At 47.2% G+C, this 18,147-nt stretch carries 13 protein-coding genes; all 13 read left to right on the forward strand.

Translation table 11 applies throughout. The annotated features are described in order from the left end of the window. Nucleotides 1–63 precede the first annotated feature (63 nt). Nucleotides 64–2,103, forward strand: coding sequence for a transporter substrate-binding domain-containing protein (locus FTX54_RS00250; protein WP_147805115.1), 2,040 nt, complete (start codon nucleotides 64–66; stop codon nucleotides 2,101–2,103). Further along, nucleotides 2,100–3,461, forward strand: a complete 1,362-nt coding sequence (locus FTX54_RS00255; protein WP_147805114.1) for a sigma-54-dependent transcriptional regulator — start codon at nucleotides 2,100–2,102, stop codon at nucleotides 3,459–3,461. The genes FTX54_RS00250 and FTX54_RS00255 overlap by 4 nt, the downstream gene beginning before the upstream one ends. A gap of 157 nt (nucleotides 3,462–3,618) precedes the next feature. Further along, nucleotides 3,619–4,635: a TAXI family TRAP transporter solute-binding subunit gene (locus tag FTX54_RS00260; protein WP_147805113.1), complete on the forward strand. Its 1,017-nt coding sequence runs from the start codon at nucleotides 3,619–3,621 to the stop codon at nucleotides 4,633–4,635. Between the two features lie 120 nt (nucleotides 4,636–4,755). Beyond that, entirely contained in the window at nucleotides 4,756–5,139 is a 384-nt protein-coding gene (locus FTX54_RS00265; RefSeq protein ID WP_187254673.1) for a DUF1850 domain-containing protein, read from the forward strand. Between the two features lie 4 nt (nucleotides 5,140–5,143). After that, nucleotides 5,144–7,129, forward strand: a complete 1,986-nt coding sequence (locus tag FTX54_RS00270; protein WP_147805111.1) for a TRAP transporter permease — start codon at nucleotides 5,144–5,146, stop codon at nucleotides 7,127–7,129. Nucleotides 7,130–7,166: 37 nt separating this feature from the next. After that, nucleotides 7,167–7,952 (forward strand): SDR family oxidoreductase, encoded by a 786-nt coding sequence (locus FTX54_RS00275; RefSeq protein ID WP_147805110.1) that lies wholly within the window; start codon nucleotides 7,167–7,169, stop codon nucleotides 7,950–7,952. A gap of 458 nt (nucleotides 7,953–8,410) precedes the next feature. Beyond that, nucleotides 8,411–8,701: a septation regulator SpoVG gene (spoVG, locus tag FTX54_RS00280; protein ID WP_147805109.1), complete on the forward strand. Its 291-nt coding sequence runs from the start codon at nucleotides 8,411–8,413 to the stop codon at nucleotides 8,699–8,701. A 151-nt stretch (nucleotides 8,702–8,852) separates the two neighbouring features. Beyond that, nucleotides 8,853–10,211, forward strand: a complete 1,359-nt coding sequence (gene glmU / locus FTX54_RS00285) for a bifunctional UDP-N-acetylglucosamine diphosphorylase/glucosamine-1-phosphate N-acetyltransferase GlmU (protein WP_147805108.1) — start codon at nucleotides 8,853–8,855, stop codon at nucleotides 10,209–10,211. A 37-nt stretch (nucleotides 10,212–10,248) separates the two neighbouring features. Further along, a complete protein-coding gene (locus FTX54_RS00290) occupies nucleotides 10,249–11,199 on the forward strand; it encodes a ribose-phosphate diphosphokinase (protein WP_147805107.1) in 951 nt (316 codons plus the stop codon). Nucleotides 11,200–11,357: 158 nt separating this feature from the next. Then, nucleotides 11,358–12,008 carry a 50S ribosomal protein L25/general stress protein Ctc gene (locus FTX54_RS00295; RefSeq protein WP_147805106.1) on the forward strand — a complete coding sequence of 217 codons (651 nt, stop codon included), beginning with the start codon at nucleotides 11,358–11,360 and terminating at the stop codon, nucleotides 12,006–12,008. Nucleotides 12,009–12,195: 187 nt separating this feature from the next. Next, nucleotides 12,196–12,753: an aminoacyl-tRNA hydrolase gene (gene pth, locus FTX54_RS00300; protein WP_147805136.1), complete on the forward strand. Its 558-nt coding sequence runs from the start codon at nucleotides 12,196–12,198 to the stop codon at nucleotides 12,751–12,753. Between the two features lie 245 nt (nucleotides 12,754–12,998). Continuing rightward, nucleotides 12,999–16,544 carry a transcription-repair coupling factor gene (gene mfd / locus FTX54_RS00305; RefSeq protein WP_246125709.1) on the forward strand — a complete coding sequence of 1,182 codons (3,546 nt, stop codon included), beginning with the start codon at nucleotides 12,999–13,001 and terminating at the stop codon, nucleotides 16,542–16,544. Nucleotides 16,545–16,595: 51 nt separating this feature from the next. Further along, nucleotides 16,596–18,143 (forward strand): polysaccharide biosynthesis protein, encoded by a 1,548-nt coding sequence (locus FTX54_RS00310; RefSeq protein WP_147805105.1) that lies wholly within the window; start codon nucleotides 16,596–16,598, stop codon nucleotides 18,141–18,143. Nucleotides 18,144–18,147: the final 4 nt, after the last annotated feature.

Below are 18,147 nucleotides of genomic sequence, written 5' to 3' on the forward strand. Positions count from 1 at the left end.
TCTTCACAGGAAATTTGATATGTTTAAAGCGCATACACAGTTGCTGGGGAACGGGGGAAGGAAATGAAATTGCATTGGAGTATTACAGCAATTCTCTGTCTTTATATCTGCGGGTATGCCTTTTCCGCTTTTGCTCAGGATGGGGAAAGCGGGACACTTACAGCAGCGTATGAACCCAATTTACCACCTTTTCATTTTGAAGAGGATGGGGAACTGCAGGGATTTGCTATAGACGTATTAAAAGAAGCTGCATCCAGTCAGGGTAAAGAAATTGATTTTCAGCCCATGACAGAAACGGTCGCGGCTGCAGCTCTTGCCGCAGAAGAAATAGATATTATCATAGGTATGAGTTATTCCGAGCGTCAGGCGGAAACGATGGAATTCAGCAATACATATTATTCTACCTCGGTCGGACTTTTTGTATCAGATGAACGGGAGGAAATAGACAGCGTCATCGAACTGACCGACAGAACAGCAGCTGTAAAAGCAGGAAGCCTGGAGAGGGATTTCCTCCAGAACATACGCAGGATTCAATTCAATGAGACGAGCACGCTGGAGCAGGCAGTGGAGCTGACAGTATTGGGACGGGCGGACGCGTTAGCCGGAGAAATTACAGCTGTAGAGGAATTATTAGAAGACAGGGGCCAGAGAGATAACTTTTTTGCCGCAGACAGATACCTGGTTCCAATGGAATATTCCTTTGCAGTTTCGAGCGAAGACTATCAAACATTACGGCTGCTGAATAACGGTCTGAGGAGTCTTCAAAACGATGGGACTTATCAGGATATTTTTCAGGAATGGTTCCCGGAAGAATCAGGTCAGCGGGAAAATCTTATGCTTGCTCTGCAGATTTTAGGATTGGCTTTCCTGGTGACGGCAGCTGTAATTATTATAGGGGTGAGATTAAACCGCCGGCTTCAGAAAGAAGTGAATCGTAAAACGGAAAGCTTGAATAATGTAAATCTCTCACTGAAAGAACAGATAGAAGCGACAAAGAACAGCAATGAATTTCAAAAGCAGATCCTGCAGTCGAGTCCAAGGGGAATGATGACCCTCGATGAGGAAGGCACAATTACTTCCTACAGCCCGAAAGCCGCGTTTATGCTGAACGAAGAAGAGAATAAAGTTGGAAAAAACTACTTGGAAGAGAAGTTGCTGCAGTATTTTTTAAAAGGAAAATTGGAAGACGTGCTTCTTCACGGAAAGCAGTTTTTGGGGGAAGAGGGGGAATGGATCAGAGAAGACGGAATTCACCTCCGGCTGCGGGCCTATATCTATCCGCTTTACAATTTCGAACAGCATGTGATCGGTGTCATGTTTACATTTGAGGATATTAGTGAGGAAGTTCAAGTCCGCCATAAAGCATTTGAAAATGAAAAAAACCAGGCTCTCAGCCGGGTAGTAGCCGGTATTGCTCATGAAATCCGAAATCCGCTTACGTCGATTAAAACATTTGTAGAGCTGATTCCACAGAAGTTTGACAGTCCTAAATTCCGCGAGAAAATTTCTGCACTCGTGCCTCAGGAGATTGAGCGGCTTAATGAGCTGATTGAAGGGTTGATGGACTATAGTAAATCCCGTCCGGTAAAAAAAGAAAAGGTGGATACGTCAAACCTTCTGGAGAGTACACACGTACTGTTTGATCGGACAGCTGCAAACAAAGGCGTAGAAATTCGGACTTTTACTGAAAAAGAACTTTTCATTTCGACAGACAGACAGCAGCTGAAACAAGCTGTTATCAACCTTATTATCAATGCTGTAGATGCTCTTCAGGAAGTGGAAGGAGAAAAGTGGGTTTCTTTAAGAAACTACAAAGTGGATGGGCGTGTGTATTTAGAAATTCAGGATAACGGCCCCGGGATGAGTGAGAGAGTGCAAAAGCAGGCTTTCGAACCTTTTTATACGACGAAGGCCGACGGCACAGGGCTGGGACTGGCTATTGCTAAACAGCATGTGGAAGAAAATAATGGACTTTTCGACGTGGAAAGCTCTCCGGGAAAAGGGACTCTTATTCGACTGAGCTTTCCCGGTTATATGCCGGGGGAGAAAGAATTTAATGGTGAAAATAATACGAGGCAGAACGTGAGGGAGATGAAAACATGAAAGGATCTGTACTTATTATCGATGACGAACCATCAATCTGCGCTTCGTTGGAGTTTGCGCTGGAAAATGACTATCAAGTATGGAGCGCTACGGATCCAACAGACGCCTACACTGTATTAAAGGAGGAGAAGATTGATCTTTGTCTCGTAGATCTGCGGATAGGCAAGGAAAATGGAATAGAAGTACTTGAAAAAATTAAGGCTTTTGATCCGAACACTGCATGCATAATGATCACTGCGCATGGCACAATCTCCTCCTCTGTGGAAGCTCTTCAAAAAGGAGCCTACTCTTATTTGACGAAGCCTCTGAATATGGATGAATTAATGGCTGTTATTGCTCGAGCCTTTCAGTACCTGAACCTGAACGAAAAAGTGAACTATCTTACCGGAGAACTGGAGAAAAAATATACCCGGGAAGGATTTCTTGCCCGCAGTGAAGCGATGAATAAAGTATTTAAGCTTATCGAAAAAGTGAAACAAGTGAATACGAATGTATTGATTACCGGGGAGAGCGGTACCGGAAAGGAACTGGTGGCCCGGTCTCTGCATTTTTCGGGAGGGCGTCAGCAGGAACATTTCGAAGTGGTTAACTGCGCAGCGATTCCAGAGCAGCTTCTTGAGAGTGAGTTATTCGGCTATGAAAAAGGAGCTTTTACTGGTGCGGTCCAGGCAAAAGCCGGGAAGTTCGAAGCAGCCCATAAAGGAACGATTTTTCTCGATGAAATAGGGGACATGCCTCTGAATGTACAGGTGAAACTGCTGCGCGTACTTCAGCGGAAAGAAATTACCCGGCTCGGCTCCAACCGGACGCTCAGCCTCGACGTAAGAGTGATAGCCGCTACGAACAAAAATTTAAAAGAAGAAGTACAGGAAGGACGCTTTCGGGAAGATTTATACTTCCGTTTAAATGTCATTCAAATCCATTTACCCCCGCTACGGGAACGGATGGATGATATGATTCTTCTTGCCAGTCACTTCATCCATACGATCAATAAAGAGCTGGGGATTAAGATAAAAGGTCTGACGAAACAAGCGGAGAATAAACTGAAGCTCTATAGTTTCCCGGGAAATATACGGGAGCTGCGAAATATTATTGAATCTTCGATGGTCATTGCTGACGGTGAATATATCGATGTTGAAGACCTTCCTGAAACAGTAGAGAGCGGACAGCAGACCGGCCTTGAAAAAAACATTTCCTCCGACAGCAAAACTCTCCTCACTTTGAAGGAAGTGGAAAAAGAACAAATTAAGCAGGCACTGGACTATTATAACTGGCATAGAAAGCAGACAGCAGAAATACTGGGCATCAGTGAAAGAGGGCTTCGTGATAAAATAAAGCTGTATGAACTTTCTCCTTAAAGCGGCATATTCTGCCGATGCGGCAAAAACTGCCGCTTTTTTTTGTGGAGTAATTTGTATGCGCTTTCATAAAAAGCCGGTCCCTGCGGCTTTTTATTTTTTGGCATGAAGTTTGCAGTAATAGTTTAGTACAACATAAATCAGGAGGTTTTTTGAAATGAAAAATTATTTAACTATTATCGGCGGTTCGGCACTTTTACTTACAGCGTGTGGCGGAAACGGGGAAGAAGCTTCTGGAGATAGTAACTCTGAAGGCGGTAACGGCGGTAATAATAACGGCGTAGAAGAAGATATGTTTTTAACTATAGCGACCGGAGGTACTTCCGGTGTGTATTATCCGATCGGGGGAGCGCTTTCGAACCTGTATGAAGGGGAGCTTGGGGTGGATTCTTCCGTTCAATCTACGGGAGCTTCCGTAGAGAATATCAATCTTCTGGCGGAAGACCGCGCTGAAATGGCTATTACAATGTCCGATGCGGTAGCTCAGGCTTATGAAGCGACAGGGCCTTTTGAAGAAGAAGAAGCGAATGAGGGGCTCAGAGGAATGGCTTCCCTGTACCCGAACTACGTGCAGCTTGTGACAACAGCAGATTCAGGTATTGAATCAGTAGAAGATCTTGCTGGAATGGATGTAGGGGTAGGGGCTCCGAATTCGGGTGTAGAGCTGAATGCAAGGATGATTCTGGAAGCTCATGGAATGGATTATGAAGATCTTAATGAAGATTTTCTCTCCTACAGTGAAGCCATTGATCAGATGCAGAACAATATGGTGGATGCAGCATTCGTTACAAGCGGTCTTCCGAACTCAACGGTAATTGATTTAGCAACCCAGGACGATGTACGTATCATTCCTATCGAAGGGGAGGCACTGGCTTCTCTCCAGGAGGAGTATGACTTTTTCGGAGAAGGCACAATTCCAGCGGATGTTTATGATACAGAAGAAGATGTGCAGACAGCCACGATCATGAATGTGCTTCTCGTAAACGAAAGCTTGAGTGAAGAAGAAGTGTATGATCTTACGAAAACGATGTTCGACAATATTGATTCTATACACAGTTCCCATAACGCGGCCCAGGAAATTGATCTGGATACTGTAGCAGAAGGAATGCCGGTACCATTTCACCCTGGTGCAGAGCGTTATCTGGAAGAAGAAGGCGTTCTTGACGAAGAGTAAAGGAGGTAAGAAGGGCTCCGGTCCTTCTACTTTTTCGATATGAAGACTAATTGGATAAAACATACAGCTGTCATGGTTTTTCTGTTGTTGTGCTCCGGCTGCAGCACAGAAAGTGAAATAATGACAATTGAGCATGCGCGGGAAGGGGATGTCTTATTTGAAACCGAGGTGGAAACAGAAGATGAAATCGGGCTGGGGTGGATCCACTCAGTTGAGAAGACCCCCTGGACAGATATTTTTACAGTAAAAGAGGATTCATGTTCGTTAATGCTAACAGAAACCAGGTTCCAGTCCTTTGGTGCAGGCGTCGAACATGAATACGAAGAGATCGAGCACAGCGATGGAATTTACACTGCGAAGGGGCTGGATGAATGCCACGAGTCTATTAATTGGATTCACTCCCATGAAGCCCGGCATGAAATAACGATAAACGGCCAATCCGTTGTGGCATCAGAATCATTACCGCATCATGAACCTCTGCGGATACTCATCGAAGAAAGGTGATGTTATGACTTCCTCCAATAATGCAAGTGAGAAAAAGCACGTAAATGAATCACAGGACGATCAGGAGCAGCAATCAGTATTGGAAAAATACGATAACGAGTCCCGGTTCCGGGTTTTTGACAATCAGAAAATTGCCTGGATGGTCTCACTAATTGCTGTCGGCTTATCCCTTTACCATTTATACACTTCTTATTTCGGGACACCGGTTACGCTGCAGCACCGCTCTCTGCACGTAGCTGTTATTCTGATGCTCGTTTTTCTTTTATACCCGGCGCTCAAAAAATCAAGAAGAAATATTCTCCAATGGTATGATGCTGTATTCGCTCTTATGGCTCTGTCTACCACTGTTTATGTTTTTGTAGAATACGAGGGAATTATACAGCGGGGAGGGATCCCGAATAATTACGACCTGTTGTTCGGCGGCCTTCTCGTTCTGCTCGTACTGGAAGCCGCGAGGAGGGTTACCGGCTGGGGACTCCCGCTTCTGGCTTCCCTCTTTTTAGTGTATGGACTCTTTGGACGGGAAATAGGGGGTATTTTCCGGCATAGAGGTTACGAGTGGGATGAAATTGTTGGATATATGTATCAGACAACAGAAGGAGTTTACAGTACGGCTATAGGGGTATCTGCTACCTATATCTTCCTTTTCATTCTCTTTGGAGCATTTCTGCAGAAATCAGGAATGGGCCAGTTTTTTAATGACCTCGCTCTGGCAATCGCCGGACAGACCCGCGGAGGTCCTGCAAAAGTCTCCGTTATCGCGAGCGGTTTTCTGGGAAGCATTAACGGAGCTGCGGTCGCTAATGTTGTTACGACAGGCTCTTTCACGATTCCGCTTATGAAAAAAATCGGGTATAAGAAAGATTTTGCCGGGGCAGTGGAAGCTTCTGCCTCGGTAGGCGGTCAGATTCTGCCGCCTATTATGGGAGCCGCAGCTTTTATTATGGCTGAGATTCTGGGCATGCCTTACAGTGAGATTGCCCTGGCTGCACTGCTGCCGGCACTGCTGTTTTATTTGGGGGTAATTACTCAAATTCATCTGCGTGCTTCAAAGGAAGGATTAAAGGGTATTTCCAAAGAAAACCTCCCGGCAATAAAGCAGGTCATGGCAGAACGGGGACATTTGCTGATCCCTCTTATGTTCTTAATGTACATGTTATTTTTCAGCGGAAGAACAATTATTTTCTCCGCTTTGTTAACAATTATCGTGACAGTAATTGTTGCGATGATCCGCAAAACGACACGCATGTCTTTCCGTGACATAGTCGAAGCTCTGGAGAACGGGGCGCGCACGGCGGTGGGTGTAGCAGTAGCCTGTGCCGCTGTTGGACTTATTGTCGGAATTGCGTCTTTGACAGGCTTTGGACTCAGTCTGGCCAACGGTATTATTACTCTTGGCGGGGAAAGTCTACTGTTAACGCTTATGTTTACGATGGTAGCCTGTATTGTCCTGGGCATGGGGCTCCCGAGTATTCCAACTTATATTATTACTTCTACTATGGCAGCTCCTGCCTTAATAGAACTGGGGATTGAAGCGCTTGTAGCCCACCTTTTTGTGTTCTATTTCGGGATCTTTGCCAACATTACTCCTCCTGTAGCTCTGGCATCCTTTGCAGCAGCGGGTATTTCAGGAGGAAATCAGATGCGTACCGGGTTTGTATCGATGAAACTTGCCGTCGCCGGTTTTATCGTCCCGTATTTGTTTGTCTATAATGATTCCCTGCTGCTTACTAATACAACCTTTACTGAAGGAGTGCTCGTTGTTACTACTTCTGTCATTGGTGTAATGATGCTCGGTGTTGCGGCAGAAGGTTTTCTTATGACGAAGATGCCCGCCGTATTACGAATCGTGCTGGCAGGGGGAGCGATCATGCTCATGACCCCTAATCTGTTTTATGACGCAGCTGCTCTTCTTATCATTTCTGTCTGTCTTGGCATTCAATGGATTTTGGCAAGGCGCGTCGGTTTAAATTATTTAAAAGCTGTATAAATTGAACTTAAGATCTATATTGAAAGGGGTGTGAATAATGGATTTAAAACTGACCGGCAAAAAAGTGATCGTTCTTGCTTCGAGCAAAGGACTCGGGGCAGGAATTGCAGAAGCGTTTGCGGAAGAAGGTGCTGATGTCGTTATTACCGGACGAAGCGAGGAGTCACTCCGGGACAGAGCCTCCCTGATTGAGCAGAAAACAGGGCGTTCCGTTCTTACCGCCGCAGTGGATCTTACCCATCAAAAAAGTATTGAAGATATGATCAAAAAAGCAGCCGGGGAGCTGGGGGGAGTTGATATTTTAATTAACAATACCGGCGGCCCTCCTGCCGGCTCTTTCAAAAAGCTGAGTGAAGAAGACTGGGACTTTGCGTATTCGCTTACTCTGCGAAGTTATATAACAGCGGTCCGTTCTGTGCTGCCATTTATGAAAGGCAGTGGAGGAAGGATATTAAACGTCACTTCTTCTTCTATTAAACAGCCGGTGGAAGACTTAATTTTAAGCAACACGTTCCGTATGGGCGTTCTCGGTTTAACGAAGTCTCTTTCCAAGGAACTGGCTGAAGATAATATTTTAATTAACACGGTTGGACCGGGACGTATCGAAACAGAGCGCGTCCAGCAGATTGATGCCAAGAAAGCAGAGAAAAGCGGGAAAACACCGGAAGAAGTAAAAGCAGAAAGTGAAGCTTCTATTCCACTCGCAAGATACGGACAGCCCGGGGAATTTGCTTCCCTCGTTGTTTTTCTCGCTTCGCCTAAAAATACGTATACAACCGGACAGCACCTCGTCATTGACGGGGGGATGACAAATGCTTATTAACGTTTTGATTGAGGAAGGAAGCTTCCGCCTTTAAGCGCGACTGCGTGGCACGAGCCGAGGGTCCATCCCGTCCGGAAAGCGTCCCATGGTAACGAAAGCGGTTGTTTACAGAAGCGGAAACTAATTATTAAATTCAACATATGTAGTCAGAGCAGCTGAAAATTCGGCTGCTTTTTCTTTATACATACGTTTTTGTTCTTCCTAAATTATGGTATACTAAATATTATTTTACTTATCACTGTAAGCAGCAGGAAGCCGGAGTGCTTATGAAAAAAGACCGGGGTTTTGTTCAGCGGGACTGAAGGAGCTTCAACACATTCCGCTTTTCCGTTCATTTTATCACCGTATGAATCATTAAATTGGTCTTTTTTTGAAATTTAAGAAGGTATTTAAAATGATATCCAGAATACATAATTAAAAGGCAATAGTAACAATCAAAAGAGAAGGTGGTGGGAGACATGGAAGTAACAGACGTGAGACTGCGGCGCGTAGACACGGAAGGGCGCATGCGCGCTATTGCCTCGATTACGATAGATGAGGAATTTGTCGTACATGATATCCGTGTCATAGACGGGAATAACGGGATGTTTGTAGCGATGCCAAGTAAGAGAACTCCGGACGGAGAGTTCCGTGATATTGCGCACCCGATCTCTTCAAAAGCAAGGGAAAAAATACAGGGGGCCGTTCTGAAAGTTTTTGAAGATGCAGACGAAAATTCCGAGAAATATGAAGAAGCCGGCACGTCCTGAAGAAGGCTGGCCGAAGTGTTATTCAGAAAGTCCGGCACAGGGGGCCGGACTTTTTTATGTGAAAAATGCGAAGAAACGCGGAATACCTTGAAATGAACAAGGATATAAGATATATTCATAATGGAAAATCAGGCCGTGGAGGGTATAATACATGACAAATCGATTTGCAGTAGTTCTCGCTGCCGGAAAAGGCACACGAATGAAATCAAATTTGTACAAAGTGCTTCATCCCGTAGCCGGGAAACCGATGGTTCAGCATATTGTTGATCAGCTTAAGCCCTGTGGAATAAGTGAAATTGTGACGATTGTTGGTCACGGAGCTGAAACAGTCAAAAGCCAGCTCGGTGATTCTGTCAGTTACGCCATACAGGAAGAACAGCTCGGAACAGGTCATGCTGTTATGCAGGCGGAAGAACAGCTGCAGAACAAGGCCGGTACGACGCTTGTCGTATGCGGAGATACTCCGCTGTTAACAGCAGAAACGATGGAGCAGCTCGTTCAGTTTCATCAGTCTAAAAAAGCGAAAGCAACGATTTTGACCGCCCACGCTGAAAACCCGGCAGGATACGGACGGGTCCTTCGCAACGAGGCAGGCGAAGTAGTGAAAATTGTCGAACAGAAAGATGCTTCCGAAGCGGAAAAGAAAGTTCAGGAAATTAATACCGGCACTTACTGTTTTGATAATAAGGTGCTTTTCGAAACACTCAAGCAGGTCGGCAATGATAATTCCCAGGGAGAATACTACCTGCCTGATGTTATCGAGATTTTAAAAGAGCAGGGAGAGCCGATTTTCGCCTGGCAGAGCGAGCATTTTCATGAAACAATGGGTGTTAATGACCGCGTTGCGCTCAGTGAAGCAGAAAAGTGGATGAAAAAACGGACGAATGAACACTGGATGCGCGAAGGCGTTACGATCGTGGACCCGGAGAACACATACATCGGTGCAGATGTTACGATAGGACGGGACACGGTAATAGAACCGGGGACGATGATCCAGGGTGATACTCAAATCGGTGAAAGCTGCCACATAGGACCGCAGACGGAAATTAAAAACAGCTCTATCGCTGGCAGCACGACGATTAAACAATCGGTCGTTCATGACAGCGCTGTTGGCAGCCGTGTGTCTATTGGACCGTTTGCCCATCTTCGTCCGCAGACAGAGCTTGCTGACGAAGTGAAAGTAGGGAATTTCGTAGAACTTAAGAAAATGAAAATGGGAGAAGGAAGCAAAGCTTCCCACTTAAGTTATCTTGGCGACGCAGATATCGGCAAAGGCGTAAATGTCGGGTGCGGATCAATTACCGTCAACTATGACGGAAAAAATAAGCATTTAACAAAAGTGGAAGATGGAGCCTTTATAGGCTGCAACTCGAACTTGATCGCCCCGGTAACGATCGGAGCCGGATCTTACGTAGCAGCAGGTTCTACGATTACAGATGATGTGCCTGGGGATTCCCTGGCTATTGCCAGAGAGCGCCAGACGGTGAAAGAAGGATATATAAAAAAATAATTTACGAATTTCCTATCTATAATTGGAGGGCATACGCATGGCTGAATATGCAGACAGTAATTTAAAAGTATTTACGTTAAGTTCAAATCCGGAATTGGCGCAGGAAATTACCGAAACAATCGGAGTTCCGCTCGGAAAAAGCTCGGTACAGCGATTCAGCGATGGAGAAATCCAGATTAATATAGAAGAAAGCATTCGCGGCTGTGATATTTATGTAGTGCAGTCAACGTCTTCTCCGGCCAATGAGCATATTATGGAACTGCTTATTATGATCGATGCACTGAAACGGGCATCAGCCCGAACGATTAATGTCGTGCTTCCTTATTACGGGTATGCCCGACAGGACCGAAAAGCCCGTTCCCGTGAACCGATCACAGCCAAGCTTGTCGCAAACCTGCTGGAGACGGCAGGGGCTACCCGCCTTATCACGCTCGACCTTCATGCGACACAAATTCAAGGGTTCTTCGATATTCCAGTTGACCAGCTCGTAGGCGTACCAATTCTTGCTAATTATTTCGAAAAGAAAAACTTTGAAGACATCGTAATCGTCTCCCCCGACCACGGAGGGGTAGTGCGTGCCCGGAAAATGGCAGACCGCCTGAAAGCGCCGATTGCTATTATCGATAAACGCCGCCCGAAACCGAACATGTCGGAAGTAATGAATATCGTGGGAAACATTGAAGGAAAAACAGCGATTATCATTGATGATATTATTGATACAGCAGGTACAATGAGTCTGGCCGCAAATGCGATGGTCGAAAATGGTGCTGAGGCTGTCTATGCATGCAGTACTCACCCGGTTCTCTCAGGTCCTGCAGTGGAACGGATTCAAAACTCAAAAATCAAAGAGCTTGTCGTTACAAATTCCATCCCGCTTCCGGATTCGAAAAGAATTTCGAAGATTAAGCAGCTTTCGATTGCCCCGCTCATCGCGAAGGCGATTGTGCACGTTCACGAGCAGCGCTCCGTAAGCCGTCTGTTTGATTAAGAGAGTTTCCAAACCGGCTGTTCCGGCCGTTGAAGCAGCTATAAAAACAGCTCCAATAGCGAAAGTTAAAAAAGAAAGCTTGAAAAGTGAAGTTTACTTGTCCTATAATTGGGGAAGGTGCATTTAGGATCTGAATAAATTATGAGGTGATTTTAGTTATGGTTACAGTGTTGAAAGCAGCTGTTAGAGAGGACCTCCGCGGTTCTCGTTTATCAAAAATTCGTCAGCAGGGACATATTCCCGCTGTTGTTTATGGCAAGAAGTTTGAAAGCCGTCCCGTGGCGGTAGAAGAAGTAGACTTTATTAAGACAATGCGTTCCGAAGGTAAAACCGGCGTATTTAAACTTGATATTGACGGCACACAGACAGACGTTATGATTTACGATATGCAGTTTGACACTCTTAAAAATAAGGTTGTCCACGTAGACTTCTATGCAGCAGATATGAAAGTGGAGATGGATGCAGATGTACCTGTATCTGTTGTTGGCGAGTCTATCGGAGTAAAAGAAGGCGGAGTACTTCAGCAGGCTGTTTATGAGCTTTCTGTCCGTGCCCTTCCACAGCAGCTTCCGGATTCAATTGAAGTTAACGTAGAAAATCTTGACGTCAACGATGCCCTTCTAGTTAAAGATCTGACAGCAGGAGAAAACTACGAATTCAACAACGATCCTGAAGAAGTGGTCGTTTCCATTACTCCTCCGGACGAAGAGCCGGAAGAGCCGGAAGTTGAAGTAGACGAAGAGCCTGAGCTTGTCGGATCCGAAGAAGAAGACGGCGAGCCGGAAGTATCTGGCGAAAAGGACAACTAATTCTCAAAAGCAAGGTAAAAAAATAATGCCTTCTTCCATTTTAGGAAGCAAGTGCGCCCTGCCCGTGGATCCCCACTACGACCGTAGTGGGGATTTACGCTTACAAAAAATCAGGTAAGGAGGGACGGCCATGTTTTTAGAAAAGCTGTTCCGGCGCAGAGAAAGCGAGCATGAAGGAGCCACCAGCATGAAGTTAGTCGTCGGCCTGGGGAACCCCGGGAAAAAATATGATCGCACGAGGCATAATGTCGGCTTTGATGTGATCGACGTTTTAGAGAAGAAATGGAGGCTGGATTTATCGGAGCAGAAGTTTAAAGGTGTGTACGGGGTGGAAAGGAATGGTACAGAGAAAATTTTTGTGCTGAAGCCGCTTACCTACATGAATTTATCCGGTGAATCAGTCGGGGCGCTCATGAAATATTTCCAGATCGAACCGGATAATCTGCTCGTTATTTACGATGACCTCGATCTTGAACCCGGTAAAATTCGCCTTCGTCAAAAAGGCAGCCACGGCGGACATAACGGAATCAAGTCGATTATCCAGCATACTGGCACGCAGAATTTCAATCGTGTCCGTATCGGTATCGGCCGTCCGGATCCCGGTCTGGCTGTACCTGATTACGTCCTTGGAAAATTCCCGCCGGAGGATCAGCCGAAGGTGGAAGACGCTGTGGAACGTGCGGCTGAAGCAGTGGATACATGGAAAAAAGAACCTTTTCTTCAGGTGATGAATAAATTTAATTAAGCAGTCAGGGGCTTGAGCCCTCTGCCTGCTGTCAAGAGGGTGGGTCAGCACATCACAGAAGTGATCGTTGACCGACCCTCTTGAAGCCGTTTTGAAAAACGGAACTATTCCTTTGAGAATAACAGATCAGTAACACCGCCTGGAAGCATGTCCCGTTTACAGCTCGACCACAGCGGGGTGGCAGAAAAACTCCATGTGCGGCCTCTTTGAAGGAGGAACAATCAACAAAAAAGGTGGGGAACGCGTTGAAAGGCTTTCTAGAAAAACTGCAGGCGTCAGAAGACATAAAGACTATTACAGCTGAAGAAGGTGATCAGCTCGTTACCGGAGTTACCGGATCGGCGAGAGCCCTTCTGCTTGCCTCTATGTACAGGCAGGGAGGAGAGTCCCAGCTTGTTGTCGCTCACAATCTGCTTCAGGCTCAAAAATTATACGACGATCTGGCGACGCTCGTTGGAGAAGAGGAAGTCTTCCTTTATCCGGTTAACGAGCTTATTTCTGCGGAAGCAGCGGTAGCGAGTCCCGAGCTTCGCGGCCAGCGGATGGAAGCATTGAATCACTGGGCCCACGGAAAAAAAGGAATTATTATTACGCCGGCTGCCGGAATGCGCCGGCTTCTTCCTCCTCCGGAGATGTGGAAAGATGCCCAGCTGACGATGAAGACGGGAACGGATATTGATCTGGATTCTTTTCTAAGCAAGCTTGTCACTCTCGGCTTTCACCGGCAGGATATGGTGGGGGCGCCGGGAGATTTCAGCGTGCGCGGCGGTATTATCGATTTATATCCACTGACAGAGGCCTATCCTTTAAGGATCGAGCTTTTTGATACAGAAATTGATTCTCTGCGCTTTTTTGACGTCGAGACGCAGCGTTCCCTGCGGCAGGTCGAGGAAATAAGCATCGGACCAGCCCGGGAAATTCTCCTTCGGGAGGAAGACTATGAGCGGGGGGCGCAGGCGCTTGAGCAGGCATTATCGAGGAGTCTGGCTTCTATCAAAGATGCAGGGGTAAAAGAAAAACTGTCGGATTATGTTGGAGAAGAAATTGACAAACTGCAGCAGCGCACGCCATTCGATGCTATGTATAAATATATGTCGCTCTTATATGCAAAATCCTATACCCTCACCGACTATCTCCCGGCACGAGCATCCATTATTATTGATGAGCCGAGCCGCGTTATAGAAACGGTGGAATCACTGGACAGGGAAGAGTCCGACTGGTATATGACGATGCTTTCCCAGGGCGCGGTTACCCGTGACCTTAAGCTGTCTATTTCCTGGGAGGAAATGATGGAAACCTCCGCCCGGAAACTCTACTTCAGTTTGTTTTCCCGGCAGATACCGGGGGCGTCGTTAAGCAGCACGACAAATCTGCAGACAAAATCCATGCAGCAGTTTCACGGTCAGATGAACCTGCTTAAAACGGAGCTGCAGCGCTGGAAGGAAGCCGGCTATGCGGTTACCTTTACCTGTGAAGCGGAAGACAGGGCTGAACGGCTTCAGCGCATTCTTCAGGATTATGAAATGGAAGCGGCCATTGTCTCCAGCGATGCAGAACCGGTTGAGGGACAGGCGCAGATTATCACCGTGCCGCTAAACAGCGGATTTGAACTGCCTTTTCACAAGCAGATTGTGCTCACCGAGGAAGAAGTGTTTTCTAAAAAGGCGCCTAAAAAGCCAAAAAGAACGCAGAAACTTTCCAATGCGGAACGGATCAAAAGCTATTCAGAACTGAAGGTCGGCGACTGGGTCGTCCACGTTAATCACGGGATCGGGAAGTACCTGGGAATTGAAACGCTGAAAGTCGGCGATATCCATAAAGACTATATGCACATTTCCTATGCCGGTAACGATAAGCTGTATGTTCCGGTCGACCAGATTGACCAGGTCCAGAAGTACATTGGCTCGGAGGAAAAAGATCCGAAGCTGTACGCACTTGGGGGAAGCGACTGGAAGAAAGTGAAGCGGAAAGTTCACTCCTCGGTACAGGACATTGCCGATGACCTGATAAAACTGTATGCAGAAAGGGAGAATTCCAAAGGCTTTGCTTTTTCGCGGGACGGGCACGAACAGCGGGAGTTTGAAGCCGCCTTTCCTTATCCGGAAACGCCCGATCAGCTGCGAGCGATAGAAGAAATTAAGGAAGATATGGAGCGGGAGCGTCCGATGGACAGACTCCTCTGCGGAGACGTCGGCTACGGCAAAACCGAAGTGGCTTTACGGGCGGCGTTTAAAGCCCTCATGGACGGGAAGCAGGTAGCTATCCTCGTACCGACTACGATTCTCGCGCAGCAGCACTATGAAACAATACGGGAGAGATTTCAGGATTTTCCTGTAAACACAGCGCTTCTCAGCCGTTTTCGTACGCGAAAGCAGGTCAAAGAAACATCTGCCGAACTTCAGAAAGGCAGTGTCGATATCGTTGTCGGGACGCACCGTCTTCTTTCCAAAGATATTAAGTTTAAAGATCTCGGTCTGCTCGTCGTTGACGAAGAACAGCGTTTCGGTGTCACGCATAAGGAAAAAATTAAGCAGCTGAAAGCCAATGTGGACGTTCTCACCTTAACAGCAACGCCGATACCGAGAACACTGCATATGTCGATGCTGGGAGTCCGGGATTTATCGGTTATTGAAACACCGCCGGAAAACCGTTTTCCGGTCCAGACGTACGTCGTGGAGTACAACGAAGCCTTGACGCGCGAAGCGATTGAGCGTGAGATGGCGCGCGGCGGCCAGGTCTATTTTCTTTACAACCGGGTCGAGGATATTGAATCGATGGCGGACCGGGTGTCGATGCTTGTGCCGGATGCCAACGTCCGCTTTGCGCACGGCCGCATGACGGAAACAGAACTGGAATCGGTTATGATCGACTTTCTCGAAGGCGAAACAGACGTGCTTGTAACGACGACAATCATTGAAACGGGAGTGGATATTCCAAACGTGAATACGCTGCTGATCCACAATGCCGACCGCATGGGCTTGTCCCAGCTTTACCAGCTGCGGGGGCGCGTCGGACGATCCAACCGGATTGCCTACGCCTACTTCACCCATCAGCGGGATAAAGTGCTGACAGAAATTGCAGAGCAGCGCCTGCAGTCGATGAAAGAATTCACGGAGCTCGGTTCGGGATTCAAAATTGCGATGCGCGACCTTTCGATCCGCGGAGCCGGGAACCTGCTTGGCGCCGAACAGCACGGCTTTATTGCCTCGGTCGGGTTTGATCTTTATTCGCAGATGCTCAAAGAAGCCATCGATGAGCGGAAAGAAGAATTCGACCAGAAGGCGGGCAAAGCACCGAAGCCGGAAAAGCAGCCGGATATTGAGCTGGATATTAAAGTGGATGCCTATATTCCGGAAAGCTATATTCCGGATTCCAAACAGAAAATTGATATGTACAAACGCTTCAAGTCGTTGACTTCCTTAAAAGATGTCAGCGATCTTCAGGATGAAATGATCGACCGTTTCGGGGAGTACCCGGAGGAAGTGGACTATCTATTTTCTGCTTCAAAAATCAAGCTTTATGCAAAAGAGCACAAACTGGATTCGATTGCCGAGAAAAATAACGAATGTAAGGCGATTCTCAGTGAAGAATCGACCAATCAGATCGATGGGTCAAAACTTTTTACGATCGTCAATAAGCTTTCCTCTAAAATGTCACTCTCGATGGAAGGCAGCAAAATTGCCATCCACATCAAAACAAAATCGCTTTCCGATGGAGAATATCTCGATTTACTGCACGGCGTACTTGCAAGACTGGAAGAAGTCCGAAAAGACGCCAGGGTAAACGCGTAGTTCCTTTTCCCCTGAAAAAATCAGATAGCGTGCAGAAAGGATCGACCCGATATGCCTGAGCCGCCTAAAACCTGGTTTCAAGCGGCCGTTTACCTTTCGCTGGCGGCCCTTGCAGCCAAAGGCATGAGTGCTTTATATAAAATTCCTTATCAAAACATTACGGGAGACACCGGTTTTTACGTCTATCAGCAGGTTTACCCACTCTACGGGGCAGCACTAGTCCTGGGAACCTATGGATTTCCACTCGTCATTGCAAAAGCGGTAGCCTCACATGAAGAAGAAGGGACGCTCCGCCAGCATTTATCTTTTTATCTGCTGAGTATGTTTATTTTCTTTTCCCTTCTCGGCACGTCTGTCATAGCCGGAGCTCCATTGCTTGCTTCCCTGATGGGAGATGAGCAGCTGACTGGCGCAATCCGCTGGATGGGAGCCCCCTTTTTTCTCGTGCCGTTTTTTGCGGCGGCTCGCGGCTATTACCAGGGAAAGCAGACGGCCGGCCCTGCCGCGGTATCACATGTAGCCGAACAGTTTGTGCGGGTCCTCGTTATTCTCGCCGCAGCATGGACGGCGATGCAGACCGCCGGGGTTTACGAAGCAGGGCGTTCAGCTGGAATAGGAGCTTTTGCAGGAGGAGTGGCCGGTCTTTTCGTTTTATGGCTGTTTGTGAAAAAGGAGCCTTACTGGTATAAGCCTTCCTGGCAGCTTCCATCCGGCTGGCCTCTCCTGATCGGGAGTATGCTGAAGCAGGGGCTCTTCGTATCTGCAAGCGCGATGATCCTAGTCCTGTTTCAAGTGGTTGATGCCTTTACTATCGTCCGGCAGCTTCCGGACAGGGAAGGAGCAGCCGGGCTGAAAGGGATTTACGACCGAAGCTGGCCGCTTATTCAGTTTGGGGCCGTCGTTACGACCGTCTTTTCCTATGCTGTGATCCCTTCTGTGACGAAGGCGTGGTATACGGGAAGGCGCGCAGAGGCGGCAGAGGAAGCAACGAAAGCGATGAAAGTCTGTATTGTTTTCGGAGGAGCGGCCGCTGTTGGAATGGCTGCCTTGATGCCGTCCGTAAACGTAATGATGTTTACGGACGGGGCCGGAACGGAAGCACTGCAGATCAGTGCGGCGGTCGTTCTTACAGGCAGCGTATTTATGACAGGGGCTGCTTTAATGTATGCTATAGGCAGAGAAGGAGCAGCGTTTCTCATTCTCGCAGGAGCAGCTGGTATAAAAGCAGCCGGCAACCTTCTGCTCATCCCTGCCTACGGCATCAGCGGGGCAGCTGCGGCATCGGCAGTGGCAGGTTTTGCCGCTGCCCTGACAGCGTTCATTTATCTGGCAGGCTGCGGATGTTTCAGACCTTTTTCTGTATATTTCTGGCTGAAAACAGGAGCCGCTTTCGCTGTGATGGCCGCTTTCGTGCTGCTGCTGCAGGAAGGGATCCTTTTCTTTCTGGATGAGAGAAGCGGAGCAGCTGCAAGCACGCTTTTCCTCGGTTCTGCAGGGGCGCTGCTGTTTATTATACTTATTTGGAGAATGCAGGTCTTTACCGAAAAAGAATGGAATGAGCTGCCGAAAGTGCATAAAATTCTGCCTTACAGGCATTGATTAA

Source organism: Alkalicoccus halolimnae (genome assembly GCF_008014775.2).
In the GTDB taxonomy this organism is placed as follows: Bacteria; Bacillota; Bacilli; order Bacillales; family Salisediminibacteriaceae; genus Alkalicoccus; species Alkalicoccus halolimnae.